Raw genomic sequence first — 21939 nt, forward strand, 5'->3', positions numbered from 1 at the left:
TTGTGAAGGTGTCCCGCGTTGTCGTTTGCATCGGTGGCGCCTTGCGCTAGCCGCGAGCCACCGGTGACAACCGGCATTCCAGAACAGACCGGCAGCCTCAGGCTGCCAGCAATCCAGGCGGACCTGATCCATGTCCAAGCGTGATTATTACGAAGTGCTTGGTGTCGAGCGTGGCGCCGACACCAAGGACATCAAGAAGGCGTACCGACGCCTGGCCCAGAAGCATCACCCGGACCGCAACCCGGATGATGAAACTTCGGCCGAGAAGTTCCGTGAAGTCTCTGAAGCCTACGAAGTGCTGTCCGATGCTGACAAGCGCGCCGCCTATGACCAGTTCGGTCATGCCGGTGTCGATGGTCAGGGCGGCGGCGGCTTCGGTGGCGGCGGCTTTGGCGGTGGTGGTGCCGGCGGCTTCGGCGATGTGTTCGGCGATGTCTTCGGTGACATCTTCGGTGGCGGCGGTGGTCGTCGCAACCCGAACGCTCCGCAGCGCGGCAGCGACCTGCGTTACAACCTGGATCTCGATCTGGAATCGGCGGTTGCCGGTACCACGGTCGATATCCGCGTGCCGCGCCTGGCAGCCTGTGGCCACTGCGATGGCGATGGTGCCGAGCCGGGTTCCAGCAAGGAAACCTGCCCGACCTGCAATGGCATGGGCAAGGTGCGCATGCAGCAGGGCTTCTTCGCGGTCGAGCAGGCGTGTCCGACCTGCCACGGTCGTGGCGAGAAGATCAGCGTGCCGTGCCGTAAGTGTCACGGCGAAGGCCGCGTCCAGGAATCCAAGACCCTCTCGGTCAAGATTCCGCCGGGCGTCGACACCGGCGATCGCATCCGTCTGAACGGCGAAGGCGAGGGTGGTGTCAATGGCGGGCCGTCAGGTGATCTGTATGTGCAGGTCAACCTGCGCGAGCACGAGATCTTCAAGCGCGATGGTCGTCACCTGCAGTGTGAAGTGCCGATCAGCTTCGTCGATGCGGCGCTGGGTGGTGAGCTCAACGTGCCGACCCTCGACGGGCGTGTCGTGCTGAAGATTCCGGCCGAGACCCAGACCGGCAAGCTGTTCCGTCTGCGCGGCAAGGGCGTCAAGCCGGTGCGCGGCGGCCCCGCCGGGGACCTGCTGTGCAAGGTGGTCATCGAGACCCCGGTCAGCTTGAATGAAGAGCAGAAGGAGCTGTTGCGTCAGTTCCAGCAGAGCCTCGGTGATACCGGCAAGAGCCATTCACCGAAGGAGAACAGCTTCTTCGATGGCGTGAAGAAGTTCTTCGAAGACATGAAGCCCTAGGCATTCGCCTTGCCGTCCGCGGGCCAGCCCCGTGGATGGCCTTCATGCCAGAGAGCCCCGCACTCGACTTGTCGAGTGCGGGGCTCTCGCGTTTCAGGCTCGGTGGCTCTGTCCAGCAATTCAGTCCGGTGACTCATTCTGGTAACTCAATCCAGTAACCCAGCCCGGGGCATGGCTATTCCGGCGCTGATTCAGCCGTGAAGGCCTCGGGTTCGATGACGGCAAAGCAGCTCAGCAGCGTGGTCTGGAAGCTGCTGAAGTTGTCATCCGAGATCATCAGGAAGCGATTGCCTTCCAGGTGCGTCAGCCCTTCGAAGTTGTCCAGCGACCAGCCATCGCCGCTCGACAGGCGTGCCAGGGTGCGCACCTCGACCTGGGTGCCGGGCTCACCGAGATGCGCGCGGCGCAGACTGATCACCAGCGGGAAGGGCGGTGAGAAGGCGCGCTCCAGCATCAGCATGTCACCGTCGGGCAGCATCTCCATCGCGGTCAGGCTCGAGCCGGTGTCGCTGGCCAGCGGGTAGCTCCACTCGTGCTTGTCGTCGAGGCTGAAGATGCGCGTCATGCCCTCGCTCATGCCCTCCGGCGTGGCTTCCAGTCCGGCGAGCATGCCGTATTCCGGGTGCAGGGTCAGGGCTTCCATGCCGTTGTTGGGCGCCGCGCCACGCGCACCCATCGGGGTGAAAGGCTCGCTGACGGCCAGGCCGCTGGGCAGGAAGTGCTCGACGCGTGGCTGCTGCTCGAAGCTGATCACCAGGCGGGAATCGCCGCGGCGGTCATTGTTCGCGCGCAGCAGCTGCAGGCCCTCGGCATCACTGAGGGCGCCGCGCAGCGAGACATCGGTCTCGTCGCGCAGGGTGTAGGTATTGAGCGCCTTGGCCCCGACCAGCTCACCGTGACGGAAGGCGAGCCGCAGACGATGCAGCCAGCCGCGGTCCGACACGGCATACAGCAGTGACTCGTCCTGGTCCCAGCCGATGTCCGACAGGCCCCCGACGGGAGTGTCATCCAGCCATTTGCCCGGCAGCCTGAGCGTGCCGCACCACTGGATTTCCGGGAACTCGCTCTTCTGTTCCGGCGATGCCAGCGTGTAGGGGCGCGGATGAACGCCGCAGGCGCTCAACAGACCGGCGAGCGCCGTGGTGACAGCGAGGGTCTGGAGCATGCGCCAGCGGCGCGAGGCGGGGGATTGGCGTGCAGGCATGCTGACTCCGGAGACTGAGCGGTGATGAGAAAAATGACGATCAACAGGAGACAACCTGGTACGAGGCTACTCTAGCGCGTAACCGGCACAAATACATGACGTCAGCCAACGCTGCAGGCGGCTGATATACTCGTGGCCACAGCATAGGTGGCACGCTCGCTCGGGGCATGCTCGCGGGCTGTCACCCTCAAGACCCACAACAGGCAGGAGTCAGCATGACCCGTATCGCAATCATGGGCGTCGCCGGACGCATGGGACGCACGTTGGTCGAGGCCGTCGGTGCAGTGGAAGGTCTGACGCTGGCGGCGGGCATCGTCGAATCCGGCAGCTCCCTGGCGGGCGTCGACATCGGTGAGCTGGCCGGTCAGGGTCGTCTGGGCGTGGTCGCCAGCGACAGTCTGGCTGCCGTGGTGGATGACTTCGATGTGGTGATCGATTTCACCGCACCGCAGGTGACGCTGGCCAACCTGGCGCTGTGCGCCGAGCACGGCAAGCGCATGGTGATCGGCACGACCGGTTTCACGCCGGAGCAGCTCGAGCAGCTGGATGGCTACCGTGACAGCGTGCCCTTCGTGTTCGCGGCCAACATGAGCTCCGGCGTCAACCTGACCCTCAAGCTGCTGGAAACCGCCGCGCGTGCCCTGGGCGATGCCGGCTACGACATCGAGATCATCGAGGCGCACCACCGCCACAAGGTCGATGCTCCTTCCGGCACGGCGCTGGCGATGGGCGAAGCCGTGGCGCATTCCATCGGGCGTGATCTCGCCACCCACGGTGTCTTTGCACGTGAAGGTCAGTGCGGCCCGCGTACCGACAAGGAAATCGGCTTCGCCACCGTGCGTGCCGGTGACATCGTCGGTGAGCACACCGTGATGTTCGCCACCGAAGGCGAGCGCATCGAGATTACCCACAAGGCGTCGAGCCGCATGACCTTCGCCAAGGGCGCGGCACGCGCGGCCGAATGGCTGTCAGGACGCGAAGTCGGCCGCTATGACATGCAGGATGTGCTGGGGCTCAAGTGAGTGAAGTAGAGAGCAAAGTGGGGAGCGAAATGGAGAGCCAAGCGCTGAGATGACAGTCTGGCGACATTCAGGAGAATTTCTTGAAAGCTGTCTCGGTGGGCAGGATGCGGCGCAAGCGTGAGCCATTCTGGCCGCCTTGCGCCGCTGGACTGCGTCGCTTTACAAGCGCTGTGCAGTGTCCCGGCTCGGCCAAGGGTTTCGTCAAGCTGACCGCGGCGACGAAACGACCGTATCGTGGGCCTTGTCGCCTGCTGGCGGGGCATGCGTGGGGTGGTCAGCACCCAAGGATTCCGGTAATCTCTACCCAATTTGGCCACGTTCTTGGCCGCCCTATTGGTTGCCGTTTTGGCAGCGCTCGGGCCAGCAGCATTCCGAAGAATGATAACAAGCGGGATGAAACCTGATTTTTCGGTTTCGTCCCGCTTTTTTGCAACCTGAATTTGCCGCTTCTGGCGCGCGTCTGTCCAGTGACAGGCACCTGGCCGAAGTCGGCAGCGGGACACAGGCTCGGCGAATGCCGAGCACGATAATCAAGCAGCATGTCCGGTGTTCGACCGCGGATTCCGGGCAGGAAAGTGGACACTATGGGGAGGACGTTGCGTTGATCAAACCCGCGATACTGGCCTTGGAAGACGGCAGTGTATTTCACGGCAGCGCCATCGGTGCTGATGGGCAGACCAGCGGCGAGGTAGTGTTCAACACTGCCATGACCGGCTACCAGGAAATCCTGACCGATCCCTCCTACACCCGACAGATCGTCACTCTGACGTATCCGCACATCGGCAATACCGGCATCAACGACGAGGACACCGAGTCCGACAGCGTCGCAGCCGCCGGCCTGGTCATCCGCGACCTCCCGCTGCTGGCCAGCAACTTCCGTTCCACTCGCTCCCTCGATCAGTACCTGCGCGACGAGAATGTCGTCGGCATCGCTGATATCGACACGCGTCGCCTGACGCGCATCCTGCGCGAGAAGGGCTCCCTGAACGGTGCCATCCTCGCCGGTGAAGATGCCCAGGGTGATGACGCCGTCGAGCGCGCGCTGGAAGCGGCACGCGCCTTCCCGGGTCTGAAGGGCATGGACCTGGCCAAGGAAGCCTCCTGCAGCGAGCAGTTCGAGTGGCACGAAGGCGAATGGACACTGGGCGAAGGCTACGCCGATACCCGTGAGTCCGAGCGTCCCTTCCACGTGGTCGCCTACGACTACGGCGTCAAGCACAACATCCTGCGCATGCTGGCATCCCGCGGCTGCCGCCTGACCGTCGTGCCGGCGCAGACGCCTGCCGCCGAGGTACTGGCGCTCAACCCGGATGGCGTCTTCCTGTCCAACGGTCCGGGCGACCCCGAGCCCTGCGACTACGCCATCACCGCGATTCGTGAAGTGCTCGAGACCGACACGCCGGTCTTCGGCATCTGCCTGGGTCACCAGCTGCTGGCGCTGGCCTCCGGCGCGACTACGGTCAAGATGGGCCACGGTCACCATGGTGCCAACCACCCGGTGCAGGACCTCGACAGCGGTGTGGTGATGATCACCAGCCAGAACCACGGCTTCGCAGTGGATGAAGCGGGCATGCCGAGCAGCCTGCGCGCGACCCACAAGTCGCTGTTTGACGGTAGCCTGCAGGGCATCGAGCGCACCGACCGCCCGGCCTTCAGCTTCCAGGGTCACCCGGAAGCCAGTCCCGGCCCGCAGGACGTCGCCCCGCTGTTCGATCGTTTCATCGAGATGATGCGCGCGCGACGCTGAGCCGAGCGCAGGCCCGAGGGCCTGATCCATCGTTGAGTTCAGTCACCAGATCATTGCGGGAAGAGACATGCCGAAACGTACAGACCTAAACAGCATCCTGATCATCGGCGCCGGCCCCATCGTCATCGGCCAGGCGTGCGAGTTCGACTATTCCGGCGCACAGGCCTGCAAGGCCCTGCGTGAAGAGGGTTACCGGGTCATCCTGGTCAACTCCAACCCGGCAACCATCATGACCGACCCGGTGATGGCCGATGCGACCTACATCGAGCCGATCACCTGGGAAACCGTGGCGCGCATCATCGAGAAGGAACGCCCGGACGCCATCCTGCCGACCATGGGCGGCCAGACCGCACTGAACTGTGCGCTGGCGCTGGAGCGCGAAGGCGTGCTCGAGCAGTACGGTGTCGAGATGATCGGTGCCAACGCCGACACCATCGACAAGGCCGAAGACCGTGATCGCTTCGACAAGGCGATGAAGAAGATCGGTCTGGCGTGCCCGAAGGCCAAGGTCGCGCACTCCATGGAAGAAGCCTGGGAAATCCAGGCCGAGCTGGGCTTCCCGTCCATCATCCGTCCCAGCTTCACCATGGGTGGTTCCGGCGGCGGCGTGGCGTACAACCGTGAAGAATTCGAAGAGATCTGCCATCGCGGCTTCGAGCTGTCGCCGACCCGCGAGCTGTTGATCGACGAGTCGCTGCTGGGCTGGAAGGAATACGAGATGGAGGTCGTTCGTGACAAGAACGACAACTGCATCATCGTCTGCGCCATCGAGAACTTCGACCCGATGGGCGTGCACACTGGCGATTCCATCACTGTCGCCCCGGCCCAGACCCTGACCGACAAGGAATACCAGCTGATGCGTGATGCATCGCTGGCCGTTCTGCGTGAGATCGGCGTCGAGACCGGCGGTTCCAACGTCCAGTTCGGCATCTGCCCGGACACTGGCCGCATGGTCGTGATCGAGATGAACCCGCGCGTGTCGCGTTCCTCGGCGCTGGCTTCCAAGGCGACCGGCTTCCCGATCGCCAAGATCGCCGCCAAGCTGGCCGTCGGCTACACCCTGGATGAGCTGCAGAACGACATCACCGGTGGCAAGACGCCGGCGTCCTTCGAGCCGTCCATCGATTACGTCGTCACCAAGATTCCGCGCTTCACCTTCGAGAAGTTCCCGCAGGCCAATGACCGCCTGACCACGCAGATGAAGTCGGTCGGCGAAGTCATGGCCATCGGCCGTACCTTCCAGGAATCCCTGCAGAAGGCGCTGCGTGGCATGGAGACCGGCGTTGACGGTCTCGACCCGATCGTCGAGAACTTCAGCGACGAGAACATGGCGCGTATCAAGGGCGAGCTGCAGGCCGCCGGTGCTGAGCGTATCTTCTACATCGCCGATGCCATGCGTGCCGGTCTCGATATCGAAGAGATCTTCCGCCTCACCAACATTGACCGCTGGTACCTGGTGCAGCTGGCCGACCTGATCGCTCAGGAAGGCGCAGTGGCCGCAAGCTCGCTGGGCGAGATGGACGCTGATCGTCTGTTCCGTCTCAAGCGCAAGGGCTTCAGCGATGCGCGCCTGGCGCGTCTGATGGGCGTGTCCGAGAAGGCCTTCCGCAAGCACCGTCAGCAGCAGGGCATCCGTCCGGTCTACAAGCGCGTCGACACCTGTGCCGCCGAATTCGCGTCCGACACCGCCTACATGTACTCCACCTATGAGGAAGAGTGCGAGGCGGAAGTCAGCGACAAGAAGAAGATCATGGTGCTGGGTGGCGGGCCGAACCGTATCGGTCAGGGCATCGAGTTCGACTACTGCTGTGTCCACGCCTCCCTCGCCATGCGCGCGGACGGCTACGAGACCATCATGGTCAACTGCAACCCGGAAACGGTCTCGACCGACTACGACACTTCCGATCGCCTCTACTTCGAGCCGGTCACCCTGGAGGACGTGCTGGAGATCGCCGACAAGGAACAGCCGGTCGGTGTCATCGTCCAGTTCGGTGGTCAGACGCCGCTGAAGCTGGCGCGTGAGCTCGAAGCCGCCGGTGTGCCGATCATCGGTACCACGCCGGACGCCATCGACCGCGCCGAAGACCGCGAACGTTTCCAGCAGATGATCGAGAAGCTCGGTCTGATCCAGCCGGAAAACGCCACCGCGCGCAGCTTCGAGGAAGCCTTCGTCAAGGCCGAGGTCATCGGTTACCCGCTGGTGGTGCGCCCGAGCTACGTGCTGGGCGGCCGCGCGATGGAAATCGTCTACTCCGCCGCCGAGCTCGAGAATTACATGACCCACGCGGTCAAGGTCTCCAATGACTCGCCGGTGCTGCTGGATCACTTCCTGAACGCGGCCATCGAGGTCGACATCGACGCGGTGTCCGACGGCAAGCAGGTCGTGATCGGCGCCATCATGCAGCACATCGAGCAGGCCGGTATCCACTCCGGTGACTCCGCGTGCGCACTGCCGCCGTACTCGCTGCCGGCAGACGTCCAGGAAGAGATGCGCGAGCAGGTCAAGCGCATGGCGCTGGAACTCAACGTCGTCGGCCTGATGAACGTGCAGCTGGCCTGGCAGGATGGCGTGATCTACGTCATCGAGGTCAACCCGCGCGCTTCACGTACCGTGCCGTTCGTCTCCAAGTGCATCGGCCAGTCGCTGGCGCAGATCGCCGCACGCTGCATGGCCGGCCAGACCCTGGAAGAGATCGGTTTCACCCAGGAAATCGTGCCGACCTTCTACAGTGTGAAGGAAGCGGTGCTGCCGTTCGCCAAGTTCCCGGGGGTCGACCCGATCCTGTCGCCGGAAATGAAGTCCACCGGCGAAGTGATGGGCTCCGGCGATACCTTCGCGGAAGCCTTCTACAAGGCGCAGCTGGGTGCCGGTGAAGCCATCCCGGCCCTGACTGGCGATCGCAAGGCCTTCCTGTCCGTGCGTGAGTTCGACAAGGCGGGCGTTATCGAGGTGGCCCGCTCTCTGGTAACATTAGGCTTTACGCTTTGTGCTACCCGTGGCACGGCAGAGGTGATCGCCGCTGCCGGCCTCGAGGTTGAACCCGTCAACAAGGTGTTCGAAGGGCGGCCGCATATCGTCGACATGATCAAGAACGGCGAGATCGCCTATATCGTCAACACCACAGAGGGACGTCAGGCCATCAATGACTCGTCCGTGATCCGTCGCACGGCGCTGGCGCACAAGGTGCCCTACGCCACGACGCTGGCGGGTGCCAATGCCGTGTGCATGGCGCTTGCCTACGGCAACGACGTCAAGGTCCGTCGTCTCCAGGATATGCATGCAGGAGTCATGATATGAGTAGAAGTCCGATGACCGTCGAAGGCGAAGACCGCCTTCGCAAGGAGCTCGAGCACCTAAAGGGCACTGAGCGTCCCCGGGTCATCGCTGACATCGCGGAAGCCCGTGAGCACGGCGATCTCAAGGAGAATGCCGAGTACCACGCCGCGCGTGAACAGCAGGGTTTCATCGAGGGTCGTATCCAGGAGATCGAGTCCAAGCTCTCCATGTCCCAGGTGATCGACGTCACCAAGTTGCCGAAGACCGGCAAGGTGATCTTCGGCACCACGGTCGACCTGATGAACCTCGATGACGATAGCGAAGTGCGCTATCGCATCGTTGGCGAAGATGAAGCCAGCATCAAGGACGGCAAGATCTCCGTCACCTCTCCGATCGCGCGTGCGCTGATCGGCAAGGAAGAAGGGGATGTCGTGGTCGTGCGCACCCCGGGTGGCGATGTGGAGTATGAAATCTCCGAAGTGCATCACATCTGAAGTGCATCGCCTCTGATTCGTCAGATCCTGATGTCGTGACAGCCCTGCCGGTAACCCCGGCAGGGCTGTTTTTTTGCCTGCGGGCACGAAATCCTTCAGGGAGGCGGCTCTCAGCGTCATCAGGTCGTGATTGTCAGCAACAGAAAACAGAAACGCCGCCCTCGATGAGGGCGGCGTTTCTGTCTGCAGCAGGCGTGGCGTGCGAGGTGAACCTCGTCAGGCCTGGGCCCGGCGGCTTACTTCTCGCTGAAGCGCTGTACGTTCGACAGCTTCGGCTTGGCCTGCGGGTTGCGGCGATACAGCAGAGCGATCTTGCCGATGCTCTGGATCAGGGTCGCGCCGGTTTCGCTGCACAGGTGGCGAGCCACCTCGCCGCGCGCTTCGCGATCGTTGATCGCCAGCTTCAGCTTGATCAGTTCGTGATCGTGCAGTGCGCGCTCCAATTCGGTCACGACGCCTTCGGAAAGGCCGTTTTCCGAGACGGTGACGATCGGGTCAAGATGGTGCCCGATGCTGCGAAATGCTTTCTTTTGTGACTGTGACAAGCTCATGGTATCGTAAAGTTTCCCTGTTGGCGTCCGATGGGAGCGGGGAGCGTAGCGAAAGACAGGGTCGACTCCAGGGCTTGAAATCCAGGGGTGTGAACCCGTCTGTTGCGCAGGCAATGTCTGTGCCCACGGGCGGAACCGCGCGCAGGACCCGCCATTCTACTCCATGACGACGCTCATGACACGACCCGTGCGCAAGCTTGCCACGCCTTTCGTGTCGTCGTTATCCCCCGCGCTATCTCCCGCCAGTATTCGATTTTCCCCGACATTCCAGGTGACAACGTGGCTCACCCCAGCAAGAGCAGTGCTGGCTGGATGAAGGAACACTTTGATGACGCCTATGTCCAGCGCAGCTGGGCCGACGGTTATCGTTCCCGTGCCAGCTACAAACTGATTGAAATCGATGACAAGGACCGCCTGCTCAAGCCGGGCGCCACCGTCATCGACCTTGGCGCAGCCCCCGGTGGCTGGAGCCAGATCGCCGCTGACCGCGTCGGCATGGAAGGCGTGGTCATCGCCTCCGACATTCTCGAGATGGACGCCCTGGCCGGTGTCGACTTCATTCAGGGCGACTTCACCGAAGAGTCCGTGCTGAACCAGATTCTGGCCACTCTGGGGGATCGCCCGGTGGATCTCGTGATCTCCGACATGGCGCCCAACATGAGCGGCATGAGCGCGATCGATCAGCCTGCCGGCATGTATCTGGTCGAGCTGGCGCTGGATCTGGCGCGCCAGACTCTCAAGCCGGGCGGCAATTTCCTGGTCAAGGTCTTCCAGGGCGAGGGCTTCGATGCCTATCTGAAGGACATGCGTGGCAGCTTCAAGAAGGTCGTGACCCGCAAGCCGGAAGCATCGCGTGCACGCTCACGCGAAGTCTATCTGCTGGGGCAGGGCTTCAAGGGCTGACGGCCCGTGTCCTTGCATGCCGCTGCACGCGGCAGGCACTGACTCGCGGTGGCGAGATTTCCACGTTGCTGTTCGCATGCTTCATCGCGGGTTAAGGCGAGCCATGCGATGCTCGTCCAGACTGGCGCCAATGTGTCCGGGCGAGTCGCAGCGCTGGCTGATGCAGGCTGTCTATCGGCGCAATAGTCCATTGTCGGGCTTTAAGCAATGGTTGCCAGCCCCCATCTGGTGTAGTGTCGATATCATTGGGTCTTGAGTACGATGGGCCAGTGACAGTTCGGTGGGTTTCAATGCCTTACCGATGCTGGCAGGCAAGTAGCACAATGCACGGCAAGCTTTGAGTGACTCGGTAGGCGAAGTGGCGCGTTGCGCTGACTTGATACCCCGCAGGCACGATCAGATAGCATGGCAGGCCACCACAAGACGGCAGTCGGAGTATTCACGGCATGCCAAGACAGATTCATGCAATGAGGGTGTCCCCTTGAACGACATGGCGAAGAACCTGATTCTCTGGTTGATCATCGCAGCAGTGCTGCTGACGGTGTTCAACAACTTCAGCGTCGATACCTCGCCGCAGGCGATGAACTATTCACAGTTCGTCCAGCAGGTGCAGAACGACCGGATCAAGAGTGTGACCATCGATGGTTACACCATTGAGGGTGAGCGGGCCGATGGCTCCAGCTTCACCACCATCCGGCCGGCGGCGTCCGATCCCAAGCTGATGGATGACCTGCTTGCCAACAAGGTGGAGGTCATCGGCAAGAAGCCTGAGCAGCAGTCGCTGTGGACACGCCTGTTGATTGCCAGCTTCCCGATTCTGATCATTCTGGCCATCTTCATGTTCTTCATGCGCCAGATGCAGGGTGGCGGTGCCGGCAAGGGTGGCCCGATGAGCTTCGGCAAGTCCAAGGCCAAGCTGCTGAGCCAGGACCAGATCAAGACCACCTTCAGTGACGTCGCAGGCTGTGACGAAGCGAAGGAAGAGGTCGAGGAGCTGGTCGACTTCCTCAAGGACCCCAGCAAGTTCCAGCGTCTTGGCGGTCAGATTCCGCGTGGCGTCCTGATGGTAGGCCCGCCGGGTACCGGTAAGACCCTGCTCGCCAAGGCGATCGCCGGTGAAGCCAAGGTGCCGTTCTTCAGCATCTCCGGTTCTGACTTCGTCGAGATGTTCGTCGGTGTCGGTGCCTCCCGTGTGCGTGACATGTTCGAGCAGGCCAAGAAGCAGGCGCCGTGCATCATCTTCATCGATGAGATCGACGCCGTCGGCCGTCACCGTGGTTCCGGCATGGGCGGTGGTCACGATGAGCGTGAGCAGACCCTGAACCAGCTGCTGGTCGAGATGGATGGTTTCGAGGCGAACGACGGCATCATCGTCATCGCCGCGACCAATCGTCCTGACGTGCTTGACCCCGCGCTGCTGCGTCCGGGCCGCTTCGACCGTCAGGTGACCGTCGCACTGCCGGACATCCGTGGCCGCGAGCACATCCTCGGCGTTCACCTGCGCAAGGTGCCGATGGGCGATGACGTCGTGCCGGTCAACATTGCACGTGGTACACCGGGCTTCTCCGGTGCGGACCTGGCCAACCTGGTCAATGAAGCCGCCCTGTTCGCCGCGCGTCGCAACAAGCGCCTGGTCGGCATGGAAGAGCTGGAGCTGGCCAAGGACAAGATCATGATGGGCGCCGAGCGCAAATCGATGGTCATGTCCGAGAAGGAGAAGCGCAATACGGCCTATCACGAGTCTGGCCACGCCATCATCGGCCTGGTGATGCCCGAGCATGATCCGGTCTACAAGGTGTCGATCATTCCGCGCGGTCGTGCGCTGGGTGTGACGATGTTCCTGCCGGAAGAGGATCGCTACAGCTACTCGCGTCAGCAGATCATCAGTCAGATCTGCTCGCTGTTCGGCGGTCGTATCGCCGAAGAGATGACGCTGGGCCCGAATGGTGTCACCACCGGCGCGTCCAACGACATCAAGCGTGCTACCGAGCTTGCCCACAACATGGTCGCCAAGTGGGGTCTCTCCAGCGAGATGGGCCCGATCATGTACGACGAGGACGAGTCCCATCAGTTCCTCGGTGGCCCGGGTCAGGGTGGCGGCAAGCTGAAGTCTGGCGACACCACCTCGCGTCTCGACAAGGAAGTGCGTCGTATCATCGACGAGTGCTACGCCAAGGCGCAGCAGATCCTGGAAGAGAATCGCGACAAGCTGGATGCGATGACCGAAGCGCTGATGACCTACGAGACCATCGATGCCGAGCAGCTGGCGGACATCATGGCAGGTCGTGCTCCGCGTCCGCCGAAGGACTGGGGTGGCCCGGCGAGCGGCGGTGACGGTGGCCTGGTGGCCCCGGTTGCCGACACTCCGAAGGCGGAAGCGCCAGAAGCTCCCAAGGCGGATGATGACGCTGATGGCAGTGAAGATGACGACAGCAACCGCCGTCGCCCGTCTGATCCGCTAGGTGGTCCGAGCGGCCATTGATGTACGCCTGATGTAGGCCTGATCTAGGCCTGAGGGGGCGCGCCCGATATCGCATGCGATATCTGAGCCTCTGAAAGGAAAAACGCCCGACTGGCTTGCCAGTCGGGCGTTTTCTTGTCTGCAGCAATGGTGACCTGTACCGCTGAAGCAATGACGCTGGTGAAGTTAAGGTACTGCTGATGAGTGGCCTACGCCGTGGTGTGACGGCGTCGACTCATGTCTCTGCACGGGCATTGTCAGCGCCATGATGAGCGTGGGGTGAAAGGTCTGAGCCAATGGCGTTGCCATCTGCTGACGCCCCGTGTGGCGGCCATTCCACGCCTTGCGCGCCATGGGCTGGCTCTTTAAAGTGGTGCGCAATCATTTCTGAACGGGCTGCGAAGCCACCTTCGTGCCCCTCTCGCCTGCATGGAATGCCATGACGAATTCTGCCTTGAGTACGCCTCTCGAGCCTCGAGTGGGCCATCTGATGTCATTGGAGTGCGCTGGACATCATCTCGATCTCTCGCGTCCGCGGGTGATGGGGATTCTCAACGTGACGCCGGACTCCTTCTCGGATGGCGGCCGCAGCGCGACTCTGGACGCCGCGCTGCGCAATGCCGAGCAGATGCTGGCCGATGGTGCCGCGATGATCGATGTCGGCGGTGAGTCGACGCGACCCGGGGCGACGCCGGTCAGCACCGAGGAAGAGCTTGAGCGGGTCTGCCCGGTGGTGGAGCGGCTGGTGAGTGAGCTGGGCGCGTTGGTGAGCATCGATACCAGCAACCCGCAAGTCATGCGCGAAACCGCACGGCTGGGGGCCGGCATGATCAATGACGTGCGTGCGCTGAATCGAGACGGCGCGCTCGAGGCCGCCGCTGCCAGCGGGCTGCCCGTCTGTCTGATGCACATGCGCGGTGAGCCGGACACCATGCAGCAGGATACGCATTATGCTCAGTCCATCGAGCAGGAAGTCCGGGCGTTCCTGGCGGCGCGTATCGCCGCATGTGAGGCGGCGGGCATCGCGCGTGAGCGACTGCTGCTGGACCCCGGCTTCGGCTTCGGCAAGTCACTGCAAGACAACCTGCGCCTCTATCACCGCATGGCGCAGTTGCATGAATTCAACCTCCCGCTGCTGATCGGCACGTCACGCAAGAGCATGATCGGCAATGCCCTCGGGCGCGCGGTAGAGGATCGCTTGGCTGGTAACCTGGCACTGACGGCATTGGCCGTCCGTGACGGGGCCAGACTGTTTCGCGTTCACGACGTGGCCCCGACTGTCGACGCTGTCGACATGGCATGGGCCGTGCTACAGGAAGGCACGATACGATGAGTCGACGTTATTTTGGTACGGATGGTATTCGCGGCACGGTCGGGGAATTCCCCATCACGCCAGACTTCATGCTCAAGCTGGGCTGGGCGGCAGGCCGCGTATTTGCCCGCCACGGCCGCGGCAAGGTATTGATCGGCAAGGACACGCGCATCTCGGGCTACATGTTCGAATCCGCGCTCGAGTCCGGCCTTTCGGCAGCGGGCGTCGATGTGTCCCTGCTCGGCCCGATGCCGACACCGGGGATCGCCTATCTGACGCGCACCTTCCGCGCCGATGCCGGCATCGTCATCTCGGCCTCCCACAATGCCTATCCGGACAACGGCATCAAGTTCTTTTCCGCTGCCGGCACCAAGCTGGATGATGCGCTGGAAGCCGAGATCGAAGCCGAGCTGGACCGCGACATCGTGATCGTCGGCCCGGACAGCCTGGGCAAGGCGTCACGCATCCAGGATGCGGCCGGGCGCTATATCGAATTCTGCAAGTCCACGCTGCCGGGCCGTCTGGGGCTGCACGGCATGAAGGTGGTGCTGGATTGCGCGCATGGTGCGACCTATCACATCGCGCCGAACGTCTTCCGCGAGCTGGGTGCCAAGGTCAGCGTCATCGGCGGTGAGCCGGATGGCCTCAACATCAATCAGGGCGTCGGCTCCACGCACCCGCAGGCGCTGCGCGCGGCCGTCATCGAGCAGGGCGCCGATCTGGGCGTGGCCTTCGATGGGGATGGTGACCGTCTGATCCTGGTCGATGCCGATGGCCGTGTCATCGATGGTGACGACATCCTCTACATGATCGCGCGTGACCGTCACGAGCGCGGTGTGCTGGGCGGCGGTGTCGTCGGCACCCTGATGTCCAACTTCGGCCTGGCGGCAGCACTGGAAGGCCTGGGAATTCCCTTCGAGCGTGCCAAGGTCGGTGACCGCTACGTCATCGAGCGTCTGGAAGCCAATGGCTGGCAGCTGGGTGGCGAATCCTCCGGTCACATCGTCTGCAGTCATATCCAGAGCACCGGTGATGGCATCGTCTCGGCGCTGCAGGTGCTGGCGATCATGGCGCGTGAAGAGTGCTCGCTCAGCGAGTTGCTGGTCGGCTTCGAAAAGGCCCCGCAGGCGCTGATCAATGTGCGTCTGGCGCCGGGGTGTGACAACAAGGCGCTGATGGCGGCGGATGCCGTGCAGGCCGCGGTGGTCGAAGTGGAGCAGACGCTGGGCAACGAAGGTCGCGTGCTGCTGCGCCCCAGTGGCACGGAACCGCTGATTCGCGTCATGGTCGAAGGGCGTCCGCACTTCGATGTCGATGCGCTGGCGGGTCAGATCGCCGCGACGGTCGAATCCAGCATGTCGGCGTGATGCGCTGACAAGGCGACTCGCCGGGGCGACGGTTCACGTCGCTGAGCGGTCGGGTTGCACAGCACGACAACAGGCGCCGAGTGCGCCTGTTGTCGTTTCTGGCAGTTGCCCCGAGCCTGATCGTGCCGGATCACGGGGCTTGACAGGGGTCGCGAAGGTTGTCAGTCAAGGGCGGCTCCATTACCATCCTCGCACTGCTCACAAGGGAGAAGCACATGCGTACACCGCTGATTGCCGGAAACTGGAAGATGAATGGTGATCTTGCCCTGGTCGATGAGTTTGCCCGGGGTCTGCAGGCGGCTGAGCTGCCGCAGGGCATTCAGGTGGCGCTGGCAGTGCCTTTCCCTTATCTGAGCGCCGCTCGCGCGAGCATGCCTGTGAGCGTGGCGCTGGCGGGGCAGACGCTGAACCCGGCGAGCGAGGGTGCCTTTACCGGCGAAGTGGCGGGTCAGATGCTCAAGGATGTCGGTGCCACGATGGTGCTGGTCGGTCACTCGGAGCGTCGAAGCCTGTATGCTGAAGACGATGCGGCGGTACTGGCGCGCGTCGAGGCGGCGCTTGCCGCTGGCCTCACACCGGTGCTGTGCGTCGGTGAGACGCTCGAGGAGCGTGAAGCCGGTGACACGGAGCGTGTCGTGCTGGGACAGCTGGAGGCGGTGTTCTCCGCGCTCTCCGCCGATGCGCGCACGCGTCTGGTCGTCGCCTATGAGCCCGTCTGGGCCATCGGTACCGGGCGCACCGCCTCGCCCCAGCAGGCGCAGGAGGTCCATGCGGCCATTCGCGCGCGCCTGGCCGAGTGGTCTGCCTCGCTCGCCGAGGCAATGCAATTGTTGTACGGCGGCAGCATGAAAGCTGCCAATGCCGCCGAGCTGCTTGCGCAGCCGGATATCGACGGCGGTCTCGTGGGCGGTGCCTCGCTCCAGATCGACGAATTCCTAGCCATTTGCCAGTCTGCAGGTTGAATCTCATGCAAGTAGCCGTTCTGATGGTCCATGTGGTACTCGCGGTCGCGCTGATCGTGCTCGTCCTTCTCCAGCAGGGCAAGGGTGCCGAAGCTGGCGCTGCCTTTGGTGGCGGTGGTGCTTCCCAGACCGTTTTCGGGTCCAGCGGTAGCGGCAACTTCCTCGCGCGCTTCACGGGTGTTCTGGCCGCGGGCTTCTTCGCGACCTCTCTGACACTGGCCTGGTTCGCGTCCAACGCCAACCAGCCGTCAGTCGAAGCGGGCATTCCGAATGCCAGCGTGATCGAGCAGCAGAAAAATTCACTGCCATCACTTGACGACTCCGAGGAAAGTGTGGAGAATACGTCGCCAGTGCTTGAGGAAAGCGGCAACGCAGACCAACCAGCACTCTAAGGAATTCAAGGCGTTAACTTTGAATTCTTCCGGGTAACGTCTCAGGCGATACCCGCCCCCGTGCCGAAGTGGTGGAATTGGTAGACACGCTATCTTGAGGGGGTAGTGACCTTATGGTCGTGGGGGTTCAAGTCCCCCCTTCGGCACCATCTTGTTAGATCGATTGGCAGTCTGGACGCAACTCTGCCACCTTGGAAAGACGTCATTCCTTGACCTCCTTTTTCGGTGACATTACCATCGTCCGACTATTGTTGCGGGGTGGAGCAGTCTGGTAGCTCGTCGGGCTCATAACCCGAAGGTCATCGGTTCAAATCCGGTCCCCGCTACCAAGTTTCTTGAAAGGCCCCTTCCTATGAAGGGGCTTTTTGTTAGCACCAGTGCCAATCAGCCACCTAGCTCTCTTCTCTACTCCCGGTCAGGTGCCTGATGCAACTGCTGTAGGAGCCTCGTCTGTGTCAACCAAGGACGCTGCGCTTAACGCGCTTATCGATCCAGTCGTCTCTGCTCTGGGCTTCGAGCTCTGGGGTATCGACTATCTCTCCCAAGGCAAGCAGTCCCGTCTGGTGATCTATATCGACCATCCCGATGGCATTACCGTGGACAACTGCGCAAACGTCAGTCGTCAGGTGGGTGCCGTACTGGATGTCGAAGACCCCATTACCGGTCAGTTCCAGCTTGAAGTCTCGTCTCCAGGCATGGATCGTCCGTTGTTCACGCTTGACCAGTACGAGCGCTACATCGGTCACGTGGTGGCACTGCGACTTCGCCAGGCCTTCGATGGCCAGCGCAAGTTCCAGGGGCTGGTGACTGGCACCGAAGACGGTGATGTCGTGATCCGGGTCGATGAAGAAGAATACTGCTTTCCCATTGAAAGCATCGACCAGGCACGCATTGTGCCGCAGTTCAAATAACTGACGTTGTCGGCACACCGCTCGCGTTGCGAGCCCGGGTCGATGCGCAAGGACAGGTTTCTGGCGAGGCAAAGTCATGAGCAAAGAGATTCTGCTGGTCGTTGACGCCATCTCCAACGAGAAAGGCGTGCCGCGGGATGTGATTTTCGAAGCCGTCGAAGCGGCATTGGCTTCGGCGTCACGCAAGCGTTTCGATCAGGAAGAGGCGGATATCCGCGTCAAGATCGATCGTGTCACCGGTGATTACGCGACCTACCGTCGCTGGACCGTCGTCGAAGACGACGAGTTCGAGACGCCGGACTACGAGATCAAGGCCAGCATCGCCGAACAGCGCGAAGAGCCGCTGGCGCTGGGTGCCGTGGTCGAGAAGCAGATCGAATCCGAAGCGTTCGGTCGCATCGCTGCACAGACCGCCAAGCAGGTCATCGTGCAGAAGGTGCGCGAGGCCGAGCGTGCGGAAGTGGTGCGCCTTTACGCCGAGCGTGAAGGTGAGCTGGTCGCGGGTATCGTCAAGAAGACGACACGTGATGGCCTCATCATCGATCTGGGCGACAACGCCGAAGGCTTCCTGCCGCGCGGTGAGATGATTCACGGCGAGCGCTACCGCTTGAACGAGCGGGTTCGTGCCCTGCTGTGGAAAGTCGACGCGGATGCTCGTGGTTCTCAGCTGATCCTGTCGCGTACGCGTCCTGAGCTGATCATCGAGCTGTTCAAGATCGAAGTCCCGGAAATCGCCGAGCAGCTGATCGAGATCAAGGGTGCTGCCCGCGATCCGGGCTCGCGCGCCAAGATCGCGGTCAAGAGCAACGACAAGCGTATCGATCCGATCGGTGCCTGTGTCGGCATGCGTGGTTCACGCGTGCAGGCCGTGTCCAATGAACTACGTAACGAACGCGTGGATATCATCCTGTGGGATGACAATCCTGCCCAGCTCGTCATCAACGCCATGGCGCCGGCAGATGTCGGTTCCATTCTGGTCGACGAAGACACCCATTCCATGGATGTCGCTGTCGCTGCGGACAACCTGGCTCAGGCCATCGGTCGCAGCGGTCAGAACGTTCGTCTGGCCAGTGAGCTGACCGGTTGGCAGCTCAACGTCATGACCGAGGCGGAAGCCGAGGGCAAGCGCGAGCAGGAAATCGACAGTTTCGTCGAATATTTCATCACTCATCTCGAGATTGAAGAGGATCTAGCCCGTGTCCTGGTGGACGAGGGCTTCACCTCACTCGAGGAAATCGCCTATGTCCCGCTCGAGGAAATGCTCGAGGTCGAGGGCTTTGACCAGGATCTGGTCGAGGAGCTGCGCGCTCGGGCCAAGGATGAACTGCTGAATCTCGCCATCGCCACTGAAGAGCAACTGGACGGCGCACAGCCGGCCGAAGACCTGCTCAACATGGAAGGCATGGAGAGTCATCTGGCATACATCCTGGCCAGCAAGGGTATCGTCACCATGGAAGACCTTGCTGAGCAGGCCATCGATGATCTGAAAGACATCGAAGGCGTCGACGAAGAGCGAGCAGCGGCGTTGATCATGACCGCCCGCGCGCCCTGGTTCGCAAGCGAACAGTAACTAGGTCACGGGCTCAGGAGGGTCGTACATGTCAGAAATGACAGTCAAAGAATTCGCCAAGAAGGTGGGCCGCGAGTCAGCCCGCCTACTGGAACAGATGCATGAAGCGGGTCTGAAGCACAAGTCAGAGAACGACGCCGTCTCTGAGGTCGACAAGCAGAAGCTGCTTGATCACCTCACCAAGAGCCACGGTGGTGGCGCCGCTCCGGCAGCGCCCAAGAACCGCATTACCCTGACCCGCAAGACCAAGTCTCGCATCAACACGGGTAGCGGTCGCGGCAAGTCCATCGAGGTGCAGGTGCGCAAGAAGCGTACCTACGTCAAAGAGGGCGAAGAGCAGGCTGCAGAAGCGCCGGCTGCTGCTGCACCGGCAGCTGCCGTTGCGGACAAGCCGGCTGCGGCACCGCAGCGCGAAGAGCGTCGTGGCAATGACAACCGTCGCGAAGAGCGTCCGCGTCAGAGTGCACCGGCTGCTGCCGCTGCACCGGCCGCCGACGCTGCGCCGGAAGTCAATGCGCCGCCGAAGGAGCCGCGTGGTGATGCACCGCGTCGCGCCAAGGCTGCGCCGCGTGATGAATCACGTGATCGTCGCGAAGCCCGTGAAGACCGTAGCGAACGCAAGCGTGGCGGGGCCAAGAAGGTCAAGCGCGCCGAGCGTCGCGGTGGTCGTCGTGGTGGCCGTGATGCCAACCGTCAGCCGCCGAAGCCGGTCCAGACCTTCGTCCGTGAAGTCTCCATCCCTGAGTCCATTTCAGTGGCAGACCTCGCCGACAAGATGGCCGTCAAGGCGTCTGAAGTGATCAAGACCATGTTCAACATGGGCGCTGCGGTCACCATCAACCAGACGATCGATCAGGAAACCGCGACCATCGTGGTCGAGGAAATGGGTCACACGCCCAAGCTGATCAAGGATGACGCACTCGAGACAGCCGTTCTCGAAGGCATCTCCTACGAAGGTGAGCAGATCACCCGCGCGCCGGTCGTTACCGTCATGGGTCACGTCGACCACGGCAAGACCTCACTGCTGGATTACATCCGCCGCACCAAGGTGGCCACAGGTGAAGCGGGTGGTATCACCCAGCACATCGGTGCCTACCACGTCGAACACGACAACGGTGACATCACCTTCCTGGATACCCCGGGCCACGCGGCGTTCACCGCCATGCGTGCTCGTGGTGCCAAGGCGACCGACGTCGTCATCCTGGTGGTGGCTGCCGATGATGGCGTGATGCCGCAGACCATCGAGGCTGTCGAGCACTCCAAGGCCGCGGGTGTCCCGATGGTCGTGGCGGTGAACAAGATCGACAAGCCGGGTGCTGATCCGGACCGCGTCAAGAATGAGCTGTCCCAGCACGGTGTCATCTCCGAGGAATGGGGTGGTGATACCCAGTTCGTCCACGTTTCCGCCAAGACCGGCGAGAACATCGACGCGCTGCTCGAAGGTGTCCTGCTGGTCTCCGAAGTTCTCGAACTTCAGGCCGTGCCGTCCGCGCCGGGTAAAGGCGTCGTGGTCGAGTCCCGTCTCGACAAGGGCCGTGGTCCGGTCGCGACCGTGCTGGTCCAGAACGGTACGCTGAAGAAGGGCGACATCGTCCTCGCCGGCCTGCATTACGGCCGTGTGCGTGCGCTGATCAACGAACTCGGCAAGCAGGTCGATTCCGTGGGTCCGGCCATGCCGGTCGAGATCCAGGGCCTGGGTGGCACGCCGGACGCCGGTGAAGAGTTCACCGTGGTCCCGGACGAGAAGAAGGCACGTGAAGTCGCCAACTTCCGTCAGGGCAAGTACCGCGAAGTGCGCCTGGCACGTCAGCAGAAGGCCAAGCTGGAGAACATGTTCTCCCAGATGGGTCAGGACGAAGTCGCCAAGGTCAACGTCGTCCTCAAGGCCGACGTGCAGGGCTCTCTGGAAGCCATCCGTGGCGCGCTGGAAGAACTCTCCACCGAAGAAGTCAAGGTGGCCGTGGTCTCTTCCGGTGTCGGTGGTATCACCGGTACCGATGCCAACCTGGCACTCGCTTCCGAAGCGATCCTGGTCGGCTTCAACGTCCGTGCTGACGCCTCCGCGCGTGAGATCGTCGAGCGTGAAGGTCTGGATCTGCGCTACTACAGCGTCATCTACCAGCTGATCGACGAGGTCAAGCTGGCCATGACTGGCATGCTGGCACCGGAATTCCGCGAGCAGATCGTCGGTGTTGCCGAAGTGCGCGATGTCTTCAAGGCACCGAAGATCGGCGCGATCGCCGGTTGTATGGTCGTCGAAGGCAACATGTACCGCTCCAAGCGCATCCGCGTGCTGCGTGACAACGTGGTCATCTATGAAGGCGAGCTGGAATCCCTGCGTCGCTTCAAGGATGACGTCAACGAAGTCCGCAACGGCATGGAATGTGGTATCGGCGTCAAGAACTACAACGACGTGCAGGTTGGCGACAAGATCGAGGTGTTCGACCAGATCCAGGTCGAGCGCACGCTCTGATAGCGCCCCTG

General features: G+C 62.4%; 16 protein-coding genes and 2 tRNA genes. 16 read left to right on the plus strand and 2 right to left on the minus strand.

Annotated features, from left to right (window positions below; genetic code table 11):
* Positions 1-130 precede the first annotated feature (130 nt).
* A complete protein-coding gene (gene dnaJ, locus QD356_RS14635) occupies positions 131-1282 on the plus strand; it encodes a molecular chaperone DnaJ (RefSeq protein ID WP_043333362.1) in 1152 nt (383 codons plus the stop codon).
* Positions 1283-1457: 175 nt separating this feature from the next.
* Here the strand turns inward: dnaJ and QD356_RS14640 are convergent, their stop codons facing one another.
* Positions 1458-2486 carry an esterase-like activity of phytase family protein gene (locus QD356_RS14640; protein WP_192839083.1) on the minus strand — a complete coding sequence of 343 codons (1029 nt, stop codon included), beginning with the start codon at positions 2484-2486 and terminating at the stop codon, positions 1458-1460.
* A gap of 215 nt (positions 2487-2701) precedes the next feature.
* On the opposite strand from QD356_RS14640, the gene dapB reads away from it, so the two are divergent.
* From dapB to greA, 4 genes are all read left to right on the plus strand, one after another.
* Entirely contained in the window at positions 2702-3508 is an 807-nt protein-coding gene (gene dapB, locus QD356_RS14645) for a 4-hydroxy-tetrahydrodipicolinate reductase (RefSeq protein ID WP_043333367.1), read from the plus strand.
* A gap of 601 nt (positions 3509-4109) precedes the next feature.
* Positions 4110-5255, plus strand: a complete 1146-nt coding sequence (gene carA / locus QD356_RS14650; RefSeq protein WP_192839084.1) for a glutamine-hydrolyzing carbamoyl-phosphate synthase small subunit — start codon at positions 4110-4112, stop codon at positions 5253-5255.
* 67 nt (positions 5256-5322) lie between these two features.
* On the plus strand, positions 5323-8553 hold the full coding sequence (carB, locus tag QD356_RS14655; RefSeq protein ID WP_192839085.1) for a carbamoyl-phosphate synthase large subunit: 3231 nt from the start codon (positions 5323-5325) through the stop codon (positions 8551-8553).
* Positions 8550-9026: a transcription elongation factor GreA gene (gene greA, locus QD356_RS14660; RefSeq protein WP_043333374.1), complete on the plus strand. Its 477-nt coding sequence runs from the start codon at positions 8550-8552 to the stop codon at positions 9024-9026. Before carB ends, greA begins: the two co-directional genes overlap by 4 nt.
* A 236-nt stretch (positions 9027-9262) precedes the next feature.
* Here greA and yhbY read toward each other — a convergent pair whose 3' ends face one another.
* Positions 9263-9577, minus strand: coding sequence for a ribosome assembly RNA-binding protein YhbY (yhbY, locus tag QD356_RS14665; RefSeq protein WP_043333380.1), 315 nt, complete (start codon positions 9575-9577; stop codon positions 9263-9265).
* Between the two features lie 279 nt (positions 9578-9856).
* Between yhbY and rlmE the strand changes: the two genes are divergently transcribed.
* The 11 genes from rlmE to infB all read left to right on the plus strand — a co-directional run bounded on the left by rlmE (position 9857) and on the right by infB (position 21928).
* Entirely contained in the window at positions 9857-10480 is a 624-nt protein-coding gene (rlmE, locus tag QD356_RS14670) for a 23S rRNA (uridine(2552)-2'-O)-methyltransferase RlmE (protein WP_318833294.1), read from the plus strand.
* Between the two features lie 481 nt (positions 10481-10961).
* Positions 10962-12962, plus strand: coding sequence for an ATP-dependent zinc metalloprotease FtsH (gene ftsH / locus QD356_RS14675; protein ID WP_054556443.1), 2001 nt, complete (start codon positions 10962-10964; stop codon positions 12960-12962).
* A 469-nt stretch (positions 12963-13431) separates the two neighbouring features.
* A complete protein-coding gene (gene folP / locus QD356_RS14680; RefSeq protein WP_225996623.1) occupies positions 13432-14274 on the plus strand; it encodes a dihydropteroate synthase in 843 nt (280 codons plus the stop codon).
* Positions 14271-15620, plus strand: coding sequence for a phosphoglucosamine mutase (gene glmM, locus QD356_RS14685; RefSeq protein ID WP_043333386.1), 1350 nt, complete (start codon positions 14271-14273; stop codon positions 15618-15620). Before folP ends, glmM begins: the two co-directional genes overlap by 4 nt.
* A 215-nt stretch (positions 15621-15835) precedes the next feature.
* Positions 15836-16582 (plus strand): triose-phosphate isomerase, encoded by a 747-nt coding sequence (gene tpiA / locus QD356_RS14690; protein WP_107335694.1) that lies wholly within the window; start codon positions 15836-15838, stop codon positions 16580-16582.
* Between the two features lie 5 nt (positions 16583-16587).
* Positions 16588-16974: a preprotein translocase subunit SecG gene (gene secG / locus QD356_RS14695; protein WP_043333391.1), complete on the plus strand. Its 387-nt coding sequence runs from the start codon at positions 16588-16590 to the stop codon at positions 16972-16974.
* 62 nt (positions 16975-17036) lie between these two features.
* Positions 17037-17123: transfer RNA gene (locus QD356_RS14700), tRNA-Leu, on the plus strand.
* Positions 17124-17226: 103 nt separating this feature from the next.
* Positions 17227-17303 (plus strand) — tRNA-Met (locus QD356_RS14705).
* A gap of 123 nt (positions 17304-17426) precedes the next feature.
* Positions 17427-17885: a ribosome maturation factor RimP gene (gene rimP / locus QD356_RS14710; RefSeq protein ID WP_043333393.1), complete on the plus strand. Its 459-nt coding sequence runs from the start codon at positions 17427-17429 to the stop codon at positions 17883-17885.
* A 76-nt stretch (positions 17886-17961) separates the two neighbouring features.
* The gene (nusA, locus tag QD356_RS14715; protein ID WP_054556444.1) at positions 17962-19455 is read left to right on the plus strand and encodes a transcription termination factor NusA; all 1494 of its coding nucleotides are present in this window, start codon (positions 17962-17964) and stop codon (positions 19453-19455) included.
* Positions 19456-19483: 28 nt separating this feature from the next.
* A complete protein-coding gene (infB, locus tag QD356_RS14720) occupies positions 19484-21928 on the plus strand; it encodes a translation initiation factor IF-2 (RefSeq protein WP_043333398.1) in 2445 nt (814 codons plus the stop codon).
* The last annotated feature ends 11 nt before the right edge of the window (positions 21929-21939 follow it).

This window comes from Cobetia sp. 2AS (genome assembly GCF_029846355.1).
GTDB lineage: Bacteria > Pseudomonadota > Gammaproteobacteria > Pseudomonadales > Halomonadaceae > Cobetia > Cobetia amphilecti.

What these genes read in the sequence shown, in the direction of transcription:
- dnaJ (WP_043333362.1), top strand. Translation starts at nt 131, where the DNA reads ATGTCCAAGCGTGATTATTACGAAGTGCTTGGTGTCGAGCGTGGCGCC.
- QD356_RS14640 (WP_192839083.1), bottom strand. Translation starts at nt 2,486, where the DNA reads ATGCCTGCACGCCAATCCCCCGCCTCGCGCCGCTGGCGCATGCTCCAG.
- dapB (WP_043333367.1), top strand. Translation starts at nt 2,702, where the DNA reads ATGACCCGTATCGCAATCATGGGCGTCGCCGGACGCATGGGACGCACG.
- carB (WP_192839085.1), top strand. Translation starts at nt 5,323, where the DNA reads ATGCCGAAACGTACAGACCTAAACAGCATCCTGATCATCGGCGCCGGC.
- greA (WP_043333374.1), top strand. Translation starts at nt 8,550, where the DNA reads ATGAGTAGAAGTCCGATGACCGTCGAAGGCGAAGACCGCCTTCGCAAG.
- yhbY (WP_043333380.1), bottom strand. Translation starts at nt 9,577, where the DNA reads ATGAGCTTGTCACAGTCACAAAAGAAAGCATTTCGCAGCATCGGGCAC.
- folP (WP_225996623.1), top strand. Translation starts at nt 13,432, where the DNA reads ATGTCATTGGAGTGCGCTGGACATCATCTCGATCTCTCGCGTCCGCGG.
- glmM (WP_043333386.1), top strand. Translation starts at nt 14,271, where the DNA reads ATGAGTCGACGTTATTTTGGTACGGATGGTATTCGCGGCACGGTCGGG.
- tpiA (WP_107335694.1), top strand. Translation starts at nt 15,836, where the DNA reads ATGCGTACACCGCTGATTGCCGGAAACTGGAAGATGAATGGTGATCTT.
- secG (WP_043333391.1), top strand. Translation starts at nt 16,588, where the DNA reads ATGCAAGTAGCCGTTCTGATGGTCCATGTGGTACTCGCGGTCGCGCTG.
- nusA (WP_054556444.1), top strand. Translation starts at nt 17,962, where the DNA reads ATGAGCAAAGAGATTCTGCTGGTCGTTGACGCCATCTCCAACGAGAAA.
- infB (WP_043333398.1), top strand. Translation starts at nt 19,484, where the DNA reads ATGTCAGAAATGACAGTCAAAGAATTCGCCAAGAAGGTGGGCCGCGAG.